The sequence below is a fragment of the Pedobacter sp. Bi27 genome, from assembly GCF_918698255.1.
Taxonomy (GTDB): Bacteria; Bacteroidota; Bacteroidia; order Sphingobacteriales; family Sphingobacteriaceae; genus Pedobacter.
The window spans coordinates 936,456-952,334 of the sequence record NZ_CAKKMW010000001.1 but is presented as its reverse complement, the minus strand read 5'-3'; the positions used below and the strand labels follow the sequence as shown (position 1 = coordinate 952,334).

13 protein-coding genes and 2 tRNA genes are annotated in these 15,879 nt (G+C 39.0%); 10 read left to right on the top strand and 5 right to left on the bottom strand.

Annotated elements, in window-relative coordinates:
- Window positions 1-46 precede the first annotated feature (46 nt).
- Entirely contained in the window at window positions 47-1,342 is a 1,296-nt protein-coding gene (locus tag LQ227_RS03730; RefSeq protein WP_230145406.1) for a (Fe-S)-binding protein, read from the bottom strand.
- A gap of 228 nt (window positions 1,343-1,570) precedes the next feature.
- Between LQ227_RS03730 and LQ227_RS03725 the strand changes: the two genes are divergently transcribed.
- A tRNA-Phe gene (locus tag LQ227_RS03725) sits at window positions 1,571-1,643 on the top strand.
- A 215-nt stretch (window positions 1,644-1,858) separates the two neighbouring features.
- Window positions 1,859-1,931 (top strand) — tRNA-Phe (locus LQ227_RS03720).
- Between the two features lie 58 nt (window positions 1,932-1,989).
- Here the strand turns inward: LQ227_RS03720 and LQ227_RS03715 are convergent.
- A complete protein-coding gene (locus LQ227_RS03715; protein WP_230145405.1) occupies window positions 1,990-2,439 on the bottom strand; it encodes an SRPBCC domain-containing protein in 450 nt (149 codons plus the stop codon).
- 325 nt (window positions 2,440-2,764) lie between these two features.
- On the opposite strand from LQ227_RS03715, the gene LQ227_RS03710 reads away from it, so the two are divergent.
- Window positions 2,765-4,360, top strand: a complete 1,596-nt coding sequence (locus tag LQ227_RS03710; protein ID WP_230148264.1) for a S41 family peptidase — start codon at window positions 2,765-2,767, stop codon at window positions 4,358-4,360.
- 69 nt (window positions 4,361-4,429) lie between these two features.
- On the opposite strand, the gene LQ227_RS03705 is transcribed toward LQ227_RS03710, so the two are convergent.
- Window positions 4,430-5,032: a hypothetical protein gene (locus LQ227_RS03705; RefSeq protein WP_230145403.1), complete on the bottom strand. Its 603-nt coding sequence runs from the start codon at window positions 5,030-5,032 to the stop codon at window positions 4,430-4,432.
- A gap of 64 nt (window positions 5,033-5,096) precedes the next feature.
- Entirely contained in the window at window positions 5,097-5,381 is a 285-nt protein-coding gene (locus LQ227_RS03700) for a hypothetical protein (protein ID WP_230145402.1), read from the bottom strand.
- A gap of 91 nt (window positions 5,382-5,472) precedes the next feature.
- On the opposite strand from LQ227_RS03700, the gene LQ227_RS03695 reads away from it, so the two are divergent.
- Window positions 5,473-5,973, top strand: coding sequence for a GNAT family N-acetyltransferase (locus tag LQ227_RS03695; protein WP_230145401.1), 501 nt, complete (start codon window positions 5,473-5,475; stop codon window positions 5,971-5,973).
- Between the two features lie 92 nt (window positions 5,974-6,065).
- Here the strand turns inward: LQ227_RS03695 and LQ227_RS03690 are convergent, their stop codons facing one another.
- Window positions 6,066-8,480 (bottom strand): outer membrane beta-barrel family protein, encoded by a 2,415-nt coding sequence (locus tag LQ227_RS03690; RefSeq protein WP_230148262.1) that lies wholly within the window; start codon window positions 8,478-8,480, stop codon window positions 6,066-6,068.
- A gap of 207 nt (window positions 8,481-8,687) precedes the next feature.
- Between LQ227_RS03690 and LQ227_RS03685 the strand changes: the two genes are divergently transcribed.
- From LQ227_RS03685 to LQ227_RS03660, 6 genes are all read left to right on the top strand, one after another.
- Window positions 8,688-9,695 carry a sensor histidine kinase gene (locus LQ227_RS03685; RefSeq protein ID WP_230145399.1) on the top strand — a complete coding sequence of 336 codons (1,008 nt, stop codon included), beginning with the start codon at window positions 8,688-8,690 and terminating at the stop codon, window positions 9,693-9,695.
- Window positions 9,696-9,772: 77 nt separating this feature from the next.
- The gene (locus tag LQ227_RS03680) at window positions 9,773-10,507 is read left to right on the top strand and encodes a LytTR family DNA-binding domain-containing protein (protein WP_230148260.1); all 735 of its coding nucleotides are present in this window, start codon (window positions 9,773-9,775) and stop codon (window positions 10,505-10,507) included.
- A 381-nt stretch (window positions 10,508-10,888) separates the two neighbouring features.
- Window positions 10,889-11,356, top strand: coding sequence for a nucleoside triphosphate pyrophosphohydrolase family protein (locus LQ227_RS03675; RefSeq protein ID WP_230148258.1), 468 nt, complete (start codon window positions 10,889-10,891; stop codon window positions 11,354-11,356).
- 18 nt (window positions 11,357-11,374) lie between these two features.
- Window positions 11,375-12,232: an alpha/beta fold hydrolase gene (locus LQ227_RS03670; protein WP_230145397.1), complete on the top strand. Its 858-nt coding sequence runs from the start codon at window positions 11,375-11,377 to the stop codon at window positions 12,230-12,232.
- Between the two features lie 331 nt (window positions 12,233-12,563).
- Entirely contained in the window at window positions 12,564-13,658 is a 1,095-nt protein-coding gene (rhaT, locus tag LQ227_RS03665; RefSeq protein WP_131030897.1) for an L-rhamnose/proton symporter RhaT, read from the top strand.
- A gap of 28 nt (window positions 13,659-13,686) precedes the next feature.
- A complete protein-coding gene (locus LQ227_RS03660; protein ID WP_230145396.1) occupies window positions 13,687-15,807 on the top strand; it encodes a bifunctional aldolase/short-chain dehydrogenase in 2,121 nt (706 codons plus the stop codon).
- Window positions 15,808-15,879 lie beyond the last annotated feature (72 nt).

Here is a 15,879-nt window from a genome sequence, read left to right as displayed (position 1 = left end):
ATGTAATTATTATTTTAATTCAATGCCGACAGAAAACTGTCAATTGCTAGCTTTCTTGTGCCCAGTTAAAACGATCGGCAGGAGAGTATTTCCAGGGCGCCTGGTTGTTTTCAATATTTCCCATCATGGCGTTAATGCTGCCTGGTGCCTGCGACTCTTCCATTACTGCAAAACGGCGAAGCTCCATAATAATCTGTAATGGATCAATGTTTACCGGACAGGCCTCTACGCAGGCGTTACAACTGGTGCAGGCCCAAATTTCTTCTCTGCTAATGTAGTCATCCAATAAAGATTTTCCATCCTGATGTTCAGCACCATGTTTGTCAATATTTTGGCCCACTTCGGTAATGCGATCGCGGGTATCCATCATAATTTTCCGCGGCGATAAAAGTTTACCTGTAATATTTGCCGGGCATACCGAAGTACACCTTCCGCACTCGGTACAGGTATAAGCATTCATGAGGTTTACCCAACTTAAATCAGTTACGTCTTTGGCGCCAAATTTGCCGGGTTCGGTTTCTGCCGGGACAAAAGAAGGATCGAGCATGGCTTTCACCTCATTGGTAACCGAGGCCATATTGGTAAACTCACCTTTGGGCTCCAAATTAGAAAAGTAGGTATTTGGAAAGGCGAAAAGAATATGAAAGTGTTTCGAATAAGGCAGGTAATTTAGGAAAGCCAGAATGCCTATAATGTGGAACCACCAGCAGCTTCGCTCTACGATAACCAAGGCACTTTCTGATGAAGGCAGGATATTAATTAAATACTGACTCACTGGAAATGCACCGGCATTAACATAATGACTGGCGCCCAAAAGCTGTAATTTTGCATCGGCTGCATTCATTAACAAGAAAGCACTCATTAACAAAATCTCGGTGATGAGGATGTAATTGGCATCAGATTTTGGCCAGCTTTTCATCTCCACGCCGCTAAAGCGTTTAAGTTTTAAGATATTTCTGCGGATCAGAAAAATAGCGCACGAAACCCAAACGGTAAAGGCCAGGATTTCGAAAGATCCGATCAGAAAGTTATATAAACCACCTAGGCCATTAAAAATCCGGTGTGTGCCGAATAAACCATCGATCATGATCTCCAATACTTCAATGTTAATGATCACAAAACCGATGTAAACAAAAAAGTGAAGAAAGGCAGGGATAGGGCGGACAACCATTTTAGACTGACCAAAAGCCACACGAAGCATGGTCATTAATCTTTTTTGTGGCTGATCTTGTCGATCTGCCGGTTTTCCTAAACGGATATTGCGAATTATTTTACGCAGGTTAACTGTAAACAGCGCAATTGCTGCAAGTGTAAGTACTAGAAAAAGGATCTGTGCTACCATGCAATATTAGATTGTTACGCTAAATTAGGATATTAATCTAAATAAATTGCTATGCATGCATAAAAAAAATAATAAAATTGTTTGTTTGTACTCATTCTAAGCAAGGATTAAGGTCTGTTTTAAGAATCGTTAAAAATTAATTAATTGATAATCAGCGCAGGAATGAAATAAACGAAAAAAAATTTTGCTTTTGAAAAAAGAACACTAGATTTGCAATCCCAAACGGATGGTGCCATAGCTCAGTCGGTAGAGCAAAGGACTGAAAATCCTTGTGTCCCTGGTTCGAATCCAGGTGGCACCACTTCCAAAAGCCTTTCAGAAATGAGAGGCTTTTTTGGTTTTATGTCCTTTCAAAAAGGAATACCTAAGCCAAAATAAAAATATTTTTCCGCCCATCTTACTGCTTATCAAAAAGATGGCCTTAATAAGGTTACATTTGAAGAAAAAAAATGAATAAAATCTAAAATCCTTTTTTGGATTTGAAAAAAAGAATGCTACATTTGCAATCCCAAAGGGGGTGCCATAGCTCAGTCGGTAGAGCAAAGGACTGAAAATCCTTGTGTCCCTGGTTCGAATCCAGGTGGCACCACTTAAAAATAAAAGCCTTACAGAAATGTAAGGCTTTTTTGGTTTTTGAGTATGCTTATTCATGTCTCCACATGATATTCACTCCGTTTTTCAGCTATTTCTTTAACCTTATCCAGCGCTTTTGGCCAGGTTTTTTCGAAATAATCTTTCCATTCATTGCTAATGTTCATATCGATGAGCAATTCTGTCTTGCCATCTCTTTCGTTGAGGGTATAATTCTCGAGTGTCTCGCCCCAATCCCCGCTGAGATCTTCCTTGCCATCTTTTATTTCGCCCAGGTGTTTGATAGACATGTACCGGTTAGGGATATTATCTTCAATCACAGCCACCATTCCATCTCCGTTATCACCCAGAAACAGGGCCTTGCTTCCTTTTTTCCAATCGGTTTCTACACGCGATCCTTCTGCAAAAACAGCTGTCCACTTGGGGTAGGTTTCTACGCCAAACAGCGCATCCCAAACTTTTTCTGCTGTGGCGTTAATTGTGGTTTTAAATTCGATCTTTTCCATGGTTCTTGGTTTTTAAATCAGATAATTTAGTATAACAAATTTGCGCAAGATTTGATTGACTTAAGCGGTGCAAAGGCGACAATTTATGGGGGCATAAGGACTACCAATGCGACGCCGGTTTAGTATATCTTGTTAAAATTTGCTAAATATCTCAGTGAAAAGTAATTTAATCGGTAGATTTACGTAATTCATTGATACATATGCACAGGAGCACAATATTTTGAATTAAATTTAGTTTGTTGGTTGACAAAAGTTTCTTCCCGAACAAATAACCTTTGCCCGGTACGTATATACGTTTATAAAAGATAATGTTACAATAATTTCCATGAGAAATAAGAGATTCCTTTACCTGATTGCACTAGCTTTTTTAAGCGTTGGGGCCATTACCGGCTGCAAAAAGAGCAGTCCTGCGCCTGATGAGCCAGTAACCCCGCCAGTTGTTACTACACCTACCGGAACGCGGGATGAATTGACTAAAGATTCTATCTTTTTATACGGTAAAGAACTTTATTATTGGAATACTTCGCTACCAACTTATGAAGTGTTTAATCCGCGTGGATTTAGTTCGAATGAAGCAGAGTTATATGCTATGACACAATATTCCTTAGATCCTGCAACAGGAAAGCCATACGAATATGTGAGTAATTCTGGCGAGCCCAAATATTCGTTTTTCGATTACACAGCAGCTACGACGGGTAAAACCGGGGCACTTAAAGCTGATGTAAATGGCTCGGCCAATGATTACGGTTTTTCTGTTCAATATAATAACACTACAGATTTAAGGGTAAAATATGTTTATCCCAACTCACCGGCAGCATTACAGGGTTTAACTCGTGGCTGTAGGATAACCAGTGTAAACGGAAGAACAGATCTGACCTATCCCGGTGCAATTAATTTTTTAAATAGTGCCATTTTTGGCACAAATGCAACGGTGACCCTGGCTTTCAATGATATTAGTGGCAACCAAAAAACAGCTGTTGTATCTAGCAGTTTATATACAGTTAATCCAATATTGTTTACCAATGTTTATACGGTTGGTACAAAAAAAGTTGGTTACATTGTATTTAATAGTTTTACCAATAATGCTTCTGCAGCCATAAATACGGTTTTTTCTAATTTTGCTACCCAGGGTGTAACTGAACTCGTGGTTGATTTACGCTATAACGGTGGTGGTTATGTTTCAACAGCTACCGAGATTATTAATTTAGTGGCACCAGCGGGAGAAACAGGCAATACGATGTTTACTTCTTATTACAATAACTATCTACAGTCGATCACATCAGCTCAGCGCAAAGCCTCTGTTTTGGCACACCAACCACTGTTAGATGATGACGGTAAATTACAAACCTTTACCACGGGTGTAAATGGAAAGTACGCTACTTATGCCGATTTAAATTATTCGCCTACAGCTGCCGATAATATAGAGAAATTTGCAAAATCAGGTAGTTTAACATTAAACAGGGTTTATTTTATCGTAACTGGATCAACAGCCTCGGCAAGTGAGTTAACCATTAACAGTTTAAAACCGGTAATGGATGTAAAACTGATTGGTAGAACAACTTATGGTAAGCCTGTAGGTTTCTTTCCGATCAGAATAGATAAGGTGGATATGTATATTCCAGAATTTGAAACCAAAAATAAACTTGGCGTCGGAGGCTATTATTCTGGCCTTACAGTTGATAAGGAATCAGCCGAAGATTTAACCAAAGCATGGGGTGATGAAACAGAGACTTTGTTGGCCTATGCATTGCTGTATGCTAAAAATGGTAATTTTGTAACTACAGCGGCAAAAACAGCTAGCTTAAGTACAACAACAGTAATGCCATCAAAACTATCGGTAGCGGAACTAAGAGCATTAGATGAAAAGTTAGATCCAAAAGGATTTAAGGGAATGGTTATGACGCCTGATAAGAAATTTTAATAAAAGCTTTTTAATAAAAAAGCCCGCTTAACCTATTTAGCTAAGCGGGCATTTTATTTGTGGTGGTATTTACAATAATATTTTACTGCTGATGTCTTTATTAATGGTAATGTAACCAGGATATTTAACAGGTGTATTGCCCAGCATAAAGGTTGGTTTTATTTTAATGGTTAATAAACCTAATTTTTCATCTTTTGAAGCTGATCCTTTCTGAGCAGCTTTGATAATATCGTTAAAGACATTGCCATTAGACACTAACCCATAAATGTTGCTTACCAGTTGTACCGGAACGGTAACTGTTTGCCCTTGCGCAATGCTCACATTTTGATTAACAATGCCTTCTGCCAAATCGGTGTTATTAACCAATATCTTATATTCGAACTGGTTTATGGCCGCTAAATTGCTTGATGGGTTGGTTATTTCTAAATTCAGATTGGCTTTTAAAGGAATGTCTTTTCTTAACAACCCCAATGCAACCCCAGGCAAACTGGTTAAGCTAAAACTTTGCTGGTCCATTAACTTTTTAACATCTGTACCTGCAATGGATACCTGTTGTACACCTGTAATTTTATAGGTGCAGTCTTCCAGGGCTTTTATCTGCTGTGCCTGCCTGTTTATTCCACAGCCAAAAATGCTTATGGTAAACAGGAAAAGCAATAGTTTTTCTTTCATGTTATTCATAACGCCAAAATACTAAAACTATTTCAGCTGCAATATGGGTTTAACCAAAATTAACTTAAGCGCTTGGCGTAACGGTTTCAATATCATCCCGTTTATCATCATTATCAGTTTTGTTTTCTTTAGCAGGTTTCTCTGTTGCGGCTGTTTCTTCCTTATGATCACCAGATTTTGCTTTTTCCTCATCCTTAACTTCTTCGGGCTTTTGTGCGGGCTCACCTGATTTATCCGTTTCTTTTTCTGTTGAAGGGATTACGGTTTCTATTTCGAGCTGTACATCATCTGTCGGTTTTGGGTGATCGTTGCCCTTTGCTGCTTCTTTTTTATTTTCTTCGTTTTCCATTGGTATAATCTGTTTAATACTTAATAAATCGAATTCGATTGCATTTTGTTTTGGTATTTTAATAAAGCATTTGGCCCATTTTTTAACTTTGTTGAAAAAAACACAGGATATGGCCATTACCATCAGAAAAATTACGGCACAAGATAATGCAGCTACTGCTTCAATGATCAGGACGATTTTAAGAGAATTTAAAATCGACAAGCCGGGCACGGTTTACACCGATCCTACAACCGATGAACTCTCTACAGTTTTCGAACACCCTCAATCGGCTTACTGGCTAGCCGAAGAGGATGGGGTTATTGTTGGCGGTTGTGGTATTTATCCAACCGAAGGTTTACCTGATGGCTGTGTTGAGCTGGTTAAATTGTACACCTCGGCATTTTCGCGAGGAAAAGGGATTGGCAAAATGCTTATGGAGAAAAGTATAGAATCGGCGCAGCACTTTGGTTATAATGAGATTTACCTGGAATCGTTTCCTGATCTTAAAAGGGCAATCCAGATGTACGAAAAGGCAGGATTTAAAAAACTCGCTGCTCCATTAGGTAATTCTGGCCATTTTGCCTGTAATGTTTGGATGCTACTGGTTTTATAACTTCGTTAATCGTTGAAACTGATTAATCGGTTAACTGTTGAAATTGAGAAATCCCCAGCTAACCGATTTAAATAATTTACCTTGATCAAGCCTTAATTTTTGCCGACTCTGTTTTCCTCATCGCTTGTTCCGGTTTGTCTGCTGCGGGCAGTTTTGATTTTCATGTTTCCGAATTTATAGGTAAAACTTAAGTTTATCCTACGGCTTTCCCATTCGTTCTGCCAATAGGTCTTAATATTATTGTACTCCAGATTGGCTCTGAACTTACTGGTATTGAAGATATCGTTTACTTTTAAGGCCAGTGTTGCATTTTTGTTCCAGAATGACTTTTTAGCGCCAACATTGAGCTGATAATTCCCTAAACTGCGGAATAAACCAGAAATAGAAGGAGAATCGTAATAACCATACAAGCTTAAGCTGTAGTTTTTAGGCAAAGTGATGGTATTATCCGACATAACAGACCAGTTCCACGAGAAGGCATTATAGCCATTTCCCTGTACTGCCGATGTGGTACGGTTATAACCAACAGAAACTTCTGTACTGTTGTTCCACCATTTGGTTACATCAAAAGGACTTCCGGTGGCCATATAAAAATTTGTTGTACGGTTCAGGTTTTCTGGCCTGGAGATGCTTTCTTTTGTATTATTGTCCTGATAAATCACTTCCCACATCGCGCCATTACTTACCGAATAACTCAAGGTCAGTACCCTGAAATTTTTAATCGAGTAATTAAATTCAAAACTATTGGCGTAAGATGGCTGTAATAATGGGTTTCCCTGTATGGCAGTATAGGGATCGGTATAAAAGGTAAAGGGATTTAAACTGCTGTATGATGGCCTGTTAATACTTTTGCGGTAGGCAGCCGTTACGAGGTTGTTCGAATCCAGTTTTAAGGAGATAAATAGCGTTGGAAAAAGTTTCCAATATTTCCTGTCAATCAGTGTATTGGTGCCTGATGAACTGCCATTGCCCAAAGTTTGTTCTGCACGTAAACCTGCTTTGATCTGTAAGTTTTTGAAGCTCTGATCCAAAGAAAGATAACCTGCATTGATGTTTTCATTGTATAAAAAGGCGTTGGTTCGGCGCGGATCGTTAATCCAGCCAGCGGTTTTTAGCGAATCGAAACGTACATCGCTCTGCGATTTTACCCAGCTGCTTTTCCAGCCAGTTTCCATTTTTAATGTTTTTGAAAAATTTAAGCTATAATCGGCCTTAATGGAATAGATAGAAACATTGCCCATTCCTTTGTTTCGTAAATCGATCGGGTTGCCGATCAGCTGATCACTGGCATCGAGGTAATTATTGGTAAAGGTTTCGTTCTTGCTGTTGTCGTATTTAACATAATCGGCATCAAAACCCAGTTCACCACCCAATGTATCTGTTTTGAAACGGTAGTTTAAGTTAATTGCATGGTTTTTTTCGGTGTTACTTTGCGGATTGAACATGGATGTTCCGCCCATTTTTATACCCGCTGCATTATAATTTACCGAATTGCTGTTTACCTTGGTTTCTGCAGGTGAAGTAAAGCCTTTTACCATTAAGCCTAAAGTATGGTTATCGTTAATGAAATAATCGGCACCGGTAGAGTAATTTAGGCTGTTGGTTATTGGGTGCCAGAAATTAAGCTGGTTATATTGTTCGTCGCCAATGGCTCTGTTTAAAGTTAACCTGTTGTATGAGTTATAGTGTCCGGCGTTTAAGCGGACATAAGTGCTCACTTTACCGATATTGTAATTCAGGTTGGTGCCAGCATAAACTTTTTCATAACGGCCGTAACCACCGCCAAGATTCAGGTTCCCATTAAAGCCCTGCATTTTATTTCTTTTGAGTTTAATGTTGATGATCCCTGCTGTGCCAGCAGCATCGAAAGAGGATGGAGGGTTAGAAATCAGTTCGATTTTACTTAATACCGATCCGGGTAGCGATTTTAGGTAAGTGGTTAATTCCACGCCCGTCATATAGCTCATCTTACCATCGATCATCACGTTGATGCCTTTTTTACCTTTAAGCACAATGTTATCGTCCTTATCCAGTTTTACTCCCGGCGATCTGCTGATTACTTCCAGTGCATTATCGCCTGCGGTATTCATCTGTTCTACATTTACAATCACCCTGTCTGCTTTTTGATCAATTACAGGCATTTTCGATACGATGTTTACATCTTTCAGGTTTTGAGTGTGGTCTTCCAGCGTAATTGACGGAACTTTAACAGCCATATCTTTTACTTCAAATGGTACAGATTGGTTTTTACTGTAACCCATCATTAGGGCTTTAATAAAATACCTGCCAGATTTAACATTGCTGAATTCGTATAAACCTTGTTGGTTGGTGATTTGTAAGGCAACCGAAGCCGAATCGGGTAATTGGATTAATGCTACTGAAGTATAATCGAGTGCTTTATTGCTTTTGTCGGTAACGGTTCCCGATACCTTAATGTTTTGAGCAAAAGTGGTTTGGAGACTAAAAATAAGCAGCGCAAAAAGAGCAGATTTAAATAAGAGGTTCATATCGTGTTTGTTTTATATTGACGATTCAAAGATGAAGAGGTTGCATCAGCCTAAAAATTAAATAATCCCAACCCTTTAAAATATTATCCCAATGCTTTTTTTGGCAACAAAAGGTGTTGATCCTTGAAATGCACAGGTTGGGATAATTATGTACAGGTTTGGAATAAGAAAATAGGCAGTTAAAAAAGCTTTGCATAGTTTTAGGCCATGAAAACAATAAAAACCGTTTCTATTCATATTCTTTGCTGGATACTCGTATTAGGCTATTTTTATGGTGGTTATTTAATTGATGGCACAACTTTTAGCAAGGCCGCTTTGAATATCTCTATGAATTTTATACAAGTGATAGAGTTCTACATCTGTTACTTATGGGTATATCCAAGATTTTTGAAAAAGAATAAAGTACTTCAGTTAATTGGTGGTATTTTGTTTACCATAGGGGTATTTATTGCACTTAGGTATTTAATAGAAGAGGTGCTTTATTTAAAATGGCTTGGTTTTCATAACTATGATGATGGCACAACAGCCTGGGCCTACATTACAGATAATATTTATTGGAGCATTGGTTTTATTGTGACACCTGCTGCCGTTTATGGTATCGAACAGAGTTTTAAGTCGGAACAGGTTAACAGGAAACTTAAGGAAGAAGTGGTGAAGGCTGAACTTTCATTTTTGAAATCGCAGATCAATCCACACTTTCTGTACAATACCTTAAATTATGTTTATTCTTTGGCCATTCCTGTTTCCGATCAACTGGCCAATGCTATTTTGCGGTTATCAGATTTAATGCGCTATACTTTAAATGATAGTCCTGATGGAAAAGTAAGTTTAGATAAGGAAGTAGAATACCTGGAGAGTTATGTGGCGTTATTTAAGATGCGTTTTGAGCCCAAATTTTATGTCGACTTTACAACCGAGGGCATTGCGAATCAAAAAATAGCTTCGCTGATCCTGATTCCTTTTGTTGAAAATGCCCTTAAACACGGCGTGGTAAATGATGAAGCACAGCCTGTGCGCATTAAACTTAAGGTGCAGAACAAACGCTTAAGTTTCGAGGTAAGCAATAAGATCAGCCATGCACAGAAAGATCATTCAAGTGGTGTGGGCATGGTAAATATCCACCGCAGGTTGGATCTGATTTATCCTGAAAAACATGAATTGTTGATTTCGAACAATGGCAATACCTATAAAAGTACTTTGATCTTAAATCTGTAAAGGATAATTTGTATCATTGAAAACTATTCGATGTTAATTCACGCTAATCGCCAACCCCTAACCGCTAAACCTTAACCATGATCCGTTGCATTGCCGTTGATGATGAATCTTACGCCTCAGATATTATTGCTGCCTTTATTAATAAAACCCCTTTTTTAGCATTGGTGGGGACAACTACAAATGCTTTTGAAGCACTTAACCTGGTTCAGGAAGGTAAAGTTGATCTTGTTTTTTTAGACATACAGATGCCAGAATTAACCGGGATCCAGTTTTTGAAAATCTGTGGAGGTAAATGCAAGGTAATTCTAACCACAGCCTATCCAGAATATGCTTTAGAAGGCTTTGATCTTGATGTGGTAGATTATTTGCTTAAACCGATCTCATACGAGCGTTTTTATAAAGCAGCTACTAAAGCGCAACAGATTTTAATGCCTGTGGCACCCGTTCAGCAAGAAATGGTTGTGCAGCAGGTAACGCAGGGGAACGATTTTATTTTCATTAAAGGTGATACCAAGAACAAGTTTATCAAGGTAAATTATGAAGATATCCTATACATTGAAGGATTGAAAAACTATGTTTCAGTTTATACCGCCACCCAAAGGATTGTGACCTACCAGGCACTGCGTGAGCTGGAAACTGAGCTGCCCCGACCGCCTTTTTACCGCATCCATAAATCGTACATTATCTCTATCGAGAAAATTAAGATGATAGATGGGAATACCGTTTATATTAGCGACCAAGCGATTCCCATCGGCGAAACCTATAAAGAAGAGTTTTTTAAAGTGGTTAGGGAAGGGAAGAAGAATGGGTAGTTTGGTTAATTGTATAAACTGGTTAATTGTTGAAGGTTTAATTTCTAAATTGTTTACTTGTTGGGATTGATCTCCAGTTAACTTCTATCTTAATGTTCTTAATCCCTTAATGGTAAAAAGCTTTTGGGTTTTATTTTTCTTTGATCATTAAGAAGTTGAGGGCATTAAGGCGGGTTTGTTGAATGTTTGATTGTTAAATTGTTGGGATTCATCTTTGGTTAACCAATTAGCTAGTTTTAAGAATTCTGTAATAAAGAAATTAAACAATCAGTTAACCGATTAACCAGTTTCAACAATTAATCAGCTGTGTTCATAAATTCTCCCCATTATTTCTTCCGATTTTTTTAAGTTTGCTGTATAAAGATTAAATCAAACATCACCATGCAAGAAACGAATTCGCTAAACCAGGTTGCAGAATTTCATACTACCTTTAAACATCCAATTTTAGAAAGTCCTGTTATTCCTTCAAAACAGAGGGCTAATCTGCGTATTTCGCTTTTAGCCGAAGAGTTGAAAGAACTCCAGGAAGCAGTAGAAAATGATGATCTGGTAGAAGTTGCTGATGCCCTTTGCGATCTGCAGTATGTTTTGGCCGGTGCTATCCATGAGTTCGGCTTAGGTGGAAAATTTAAGACTTTATTTGATGAAGTTCACCGCTCTAATATGAGCAAAGCCTGCAAAACGGTAGAAGAGGCTGAAGAAACCATTCAGTTTTACTTAAATAAAGACCAGACCGAATCTTATTACAAAGAAATAGACGGACTGTTTCTGGTATTCAGGAAATCGGACGACAAAACTTTAAAATCAATCAACTATTCGCCAGCTGATTTAAAATCACATTTGGTTTAACCCATAAATAAGCTCGAATTGAAAAGGCTAAAACAAATTGTAAACGAGCTAAAATTAACACAGGCAGCGCCTGATGCAGCTTTAATGCGTGAGTTTATTTTCTACTCACCCAAAATGCCTTTGCGCCTGCATCAGGAACAGCTTATTGCTACTTCGAAACAGTTTAGCCTTAAAGTTTTTGATGCCTATTTTACCAATGCCGATATAAGCATTAACTGCTTTAGCTGGGGAAATGGAAAACGTAAAGTGTTACTTACGCATGGCTGGGCTTCGAAGGCTTTAGATTTTTATGAGCTGATTATTGAACTCCTGAAAATAGACGACCTGGAAATCATTGCTTTTGATGCACCTGGCAACGGAAGCTCAATCTCTGAATTTTCCAACCTGATGTTATATGCCGGTTCAGTAAAATCTATTGCCTTAAACTATGCACAACCAGATGTCCTCATTGGGCATTCGCTTGGCGGCATGGCTAATGTAATTGCTTTGCAAGAGCTGGGTGTTACGCCCGATCTGCTCATTAGCATCGCACCATTAATCAGGCTGAAAGAAAACTTCGAACAAAGTCTCGATTCGGCGAACATCGGCATCAAGGATCAGGATATCTTTTTCAGTAACTTTGCCAAAGAATTCCCCGTTCCTGTAAGCCACTTTAACCTGACCGAACTGTATCAACTAAGTCCGGATTTAAATCATTTTCTGGCATTCGATCCAGCCGATCATATTTCGCCATACCCATTCCTTAAAGAATTTCTGGATAAATATCCGGCGATAAGTTCAAAATCTTTTGAAGATGTAGGACACTATAAAATCCTCAAGTCGGTTGAGGTAATTGAAGATATTTTTCAGGGGATTTCTGCGCTTCCAGCGACATAAATCGTCATTGCGAGCTGAAGCGTAGGGATATTGGGAAAGGGTGAAGCAATCTTTCCAAACGAAAAGAAATACCAATAAAGAATTAAATAGTTATCCGATCTGATGGCGGGGAGAATCTGCGATCATTTCTTCAATCTGCGAGAAAACTATAACATCATTATTGCCCGCAGATTTCGCTGATCAGCGCAGAACTATATCCTTGCCCCAACTTCCCCACCCTGTCTTCTGTCTTCCGACTAAATAATCCCATATTATCCCTATCCATAACAGTGCATAACAGTTAAAATTACTGTATATTCTATTTTAGAGCAACCAAATATATTAATAGAGCATGCAAGCAATTTTAGGTGTAATTTTTCATTTCTTCGGTGGTTTCGCCTCCGGAAGTTTTTATATTCCGTACAAAAAAGTTAAAGGCTGGGCCTGGGAAAGTTACTGGATCGTTGGAGGAATCTTCTCTTGGTTAATCGTTCCGCCACTTGCTGCTTTTTTAACCATCCCGAATTTTACGGCAATTATAACCAGTACCAACGGTAGCATTTTATGGTTAACCTATTTTTTTGGTGTGCTTTGGGGTATTGGAGGTTTAACCTATGGCTTAGGCGTTCGTTATCTGGGCGTATCGTTAGGGAGTAGTATCATTTTAGGACTTTGTATGGTTTTGGGTTCAATCCTGCCATCCATTTACTTCGATTTTTTCCCACAGGCAGGTAAAGATACTTTTACCATGTTTTTACACACTGATTGGGGGCGTATGGTATTGCTGGGGCTTTTAGTCTGTGTTATTGGTATTGTAATCTGCGGTAAAGCAGGTATGATGAAAGAAAAGGAAATGAAATCTGGTATTACCGATCCGCATGGGATGGAGGTAAAAACAGAATATAAATTCGGACTTGGCTTGTTTGTGGGGATTGTTTCTGGTGTTTTAAGTGCCTGTTTCAATTTTGGTATTGAAGCCGGAAAGCCAATGGCTGATGCAGCGAATGCCATCTGGAAAGCGGCAAATCCTGCTGAAACAGGTAATTTCTTATTCCAGAACAACGTTACTTATGTAATTGTGCTTTGGGGAGGCCTAACCACTAATTTTATCTGGTGTATGGTATTAAATGCAAGGAATAAAACATTTGGCGATTATACTAATGCAAAAACGCCACTGTTAAAAAACTATATTTTTTCTGCCCTGGCAGGTACTACATGGTTCTTACAATTCTTTTTCTACGGAATGGGCGAAAGCAAAATGGGCAATGGCGCCAGTTCGTGGATTCTGCACATGGCCTTTATCATTCTCATCGCCAACGTATGGGGGCTGGTATTAAAAGAGTGGAAAGGTGTGTCGAGAAAAACGTTGATTACTGTTTTGGCGGGTATTTTAACCATCATCATTTCGGTACTCATTGTTGGTTATGGTAATTCAATAAAAGGTTAATAAATAAAAATTTAAATAGAATATAAGAATGTCAATCGATACGAAAAGTTATAAGCACGTAAGCTATTTGTGGGATGAAGAGGAAGCCGCAAAACTTGCTGGTGATGAAGTTGCCCTCTTAATTTATCGCTCAAATTTATTGGGTGCAGATTTACGCTTAACCAATTATGGAGGTGGAAATACCTCGTGTAAAGTATTGGAAAAAGATCCGCTTACCGGCCTAGAAACCGAAGTAATGTGGGTAAAAGGTTCAGGTGGCGATTTAGGTACCTTAAAGAAAAGTGGTCTTGCAGCATTATATGTTGATCGTTTGCGTAGTCTGAAAAATATTTACCGTGGTGTAGAACACGAAGATGAAATGGTTGAACTTTTTAACCACTGTATTTTCGATTTAAGCTCTAAAGCGCCATCAATCGATACCCCTTTGCATGGTTTTCTGCCGTTTGCGCATATCGATCACTTGCATCCAGATGCGGCCATCGCCATCGCAGCGGCTAAAGACGGTAAAAAAATTACCGAAGAATTATTTGGCGGAACGATAGGCTGGGTTGAATGGAAAAAACCTGGTTTCGAACTGGGCCTGCAATTAAAACAATGTTTAGATGAAAATCCAGGCATCCGTGGCATTATGTTGGGCTCACACGGTTTGTTTACCTGGGGTGATACGGCTTATGAAAGTTACCTGAATACCTTAGAAGTTATCGAAATCTGTTCTGATTACCTTAACCAGAACTATGGTAAAAAAGGGCCTGTTTTTGGAGGACAAAAGATTGAAAGTGCCGCAGCAGATCAGCGGAAACAACAAGCGGCTGCTTTAGCACCTGTTTTGCGTGGCTTATGTTCTTCTAAACAGCATATGATCGGTCATTTTACCGACGACAGCCGTGTTTTAGAATTCATCAATTCTAACGATCTTGATCGCCTTGCACCAATGGGCACAAGCTGTCCTGATCACTTTTTACGCACCAAAATCAGTCCGCTGGTTTTAACTTTAGCAAGCGATGCCGATTTGTCGGATGTTAAAGCACTAAAAGAAACATTGGAGCCAGCTTTCGAGGCATATAGGGCAATGTACACGGCTTATTACGAAGCCTGTAAACATCCAAACAGTCCTGCCATTCGCGATACTAATCCGGTTGTTATTTTATATCCTGGAATCGGAATGTTTACCTTCTCTAAAGATAAACAAACAGCAAGGGTTGCTGCAGAATTCTATATCAATGCCATTAACGTAATGAAAGGTGCTGAGGCCGTTTCAGAATATACTTCATTACCGCACCAGGAAGCATTTAATATCGAATATTGGTTGTTGGAAGAAGCGAAGTTACAGCGTATGCCTAAGCCAAAACCTTTAACAGGTAAAATTGCTTTGATTACTGGTAGTGCAGGTGGTATAGGTAAAGCGATTGCTAAAAAGTTTGTTGCAGAAGGTGGCGTGGTGATTTTAAATGATATGAATGCCGAGCGTTTGGAAGAAGCAGGTAAGGAATTTGCAAGCCTGTATGGTAAAGATTCTTACAGTACCGCAATTTTAAATGTTACCAGCGAAGCAGATATTAAACAAGCTTTCGATTCGGCTGCTTTGGCTTTTGGTGGAGTCGATATTATTGTAAACAATGCAGGATTATCGATTTCTAAAACCATTGCTGATCATACCGAGAAGGATTGGGACTTATTATATGATGTTTTGGTAAAAGGTCAGTTTTTTATCACTCAGGCTGCAACAAATACGATGCAAAAGCAGAATATTGGTGGTGATATCATTAATATTGTAAGTAAGAACGCTTTGGTAAGCGGACCGAATAATGCCGGTTATGGTAGTGCAAAAGCTGCCCAGTTACATTTGAGCAGGTTAAATGCTGCAGAATTGGGAGCCGATAATATCCGTGTAAATGTGGTTAACCCTGATGCTGTAATCAGCGATAGTAATATCTGGGCAGGGGGTTGGGCAGAAGGCCGTGCAAAAGCTTACGGAATTACCGTTGCAGAACTACCGGCTTATTACGCGAAACGTACTTTGTTAAATCAGATTATATTACCAGATGATATTGCCAATGCTTGTTTCGCCTTTGTGGGTGGCTTGCTGCACAAATCAACCGGTAATGTTTTAAATGTTGATGGCGGAGTAGCCATGGCATTTGTGAGATAGCTAAATCCACGGTTTGTGTCTCCACAGATCAAAAGAAGATAAGATAAGTGGTCCGTGGAGACACGGACCACG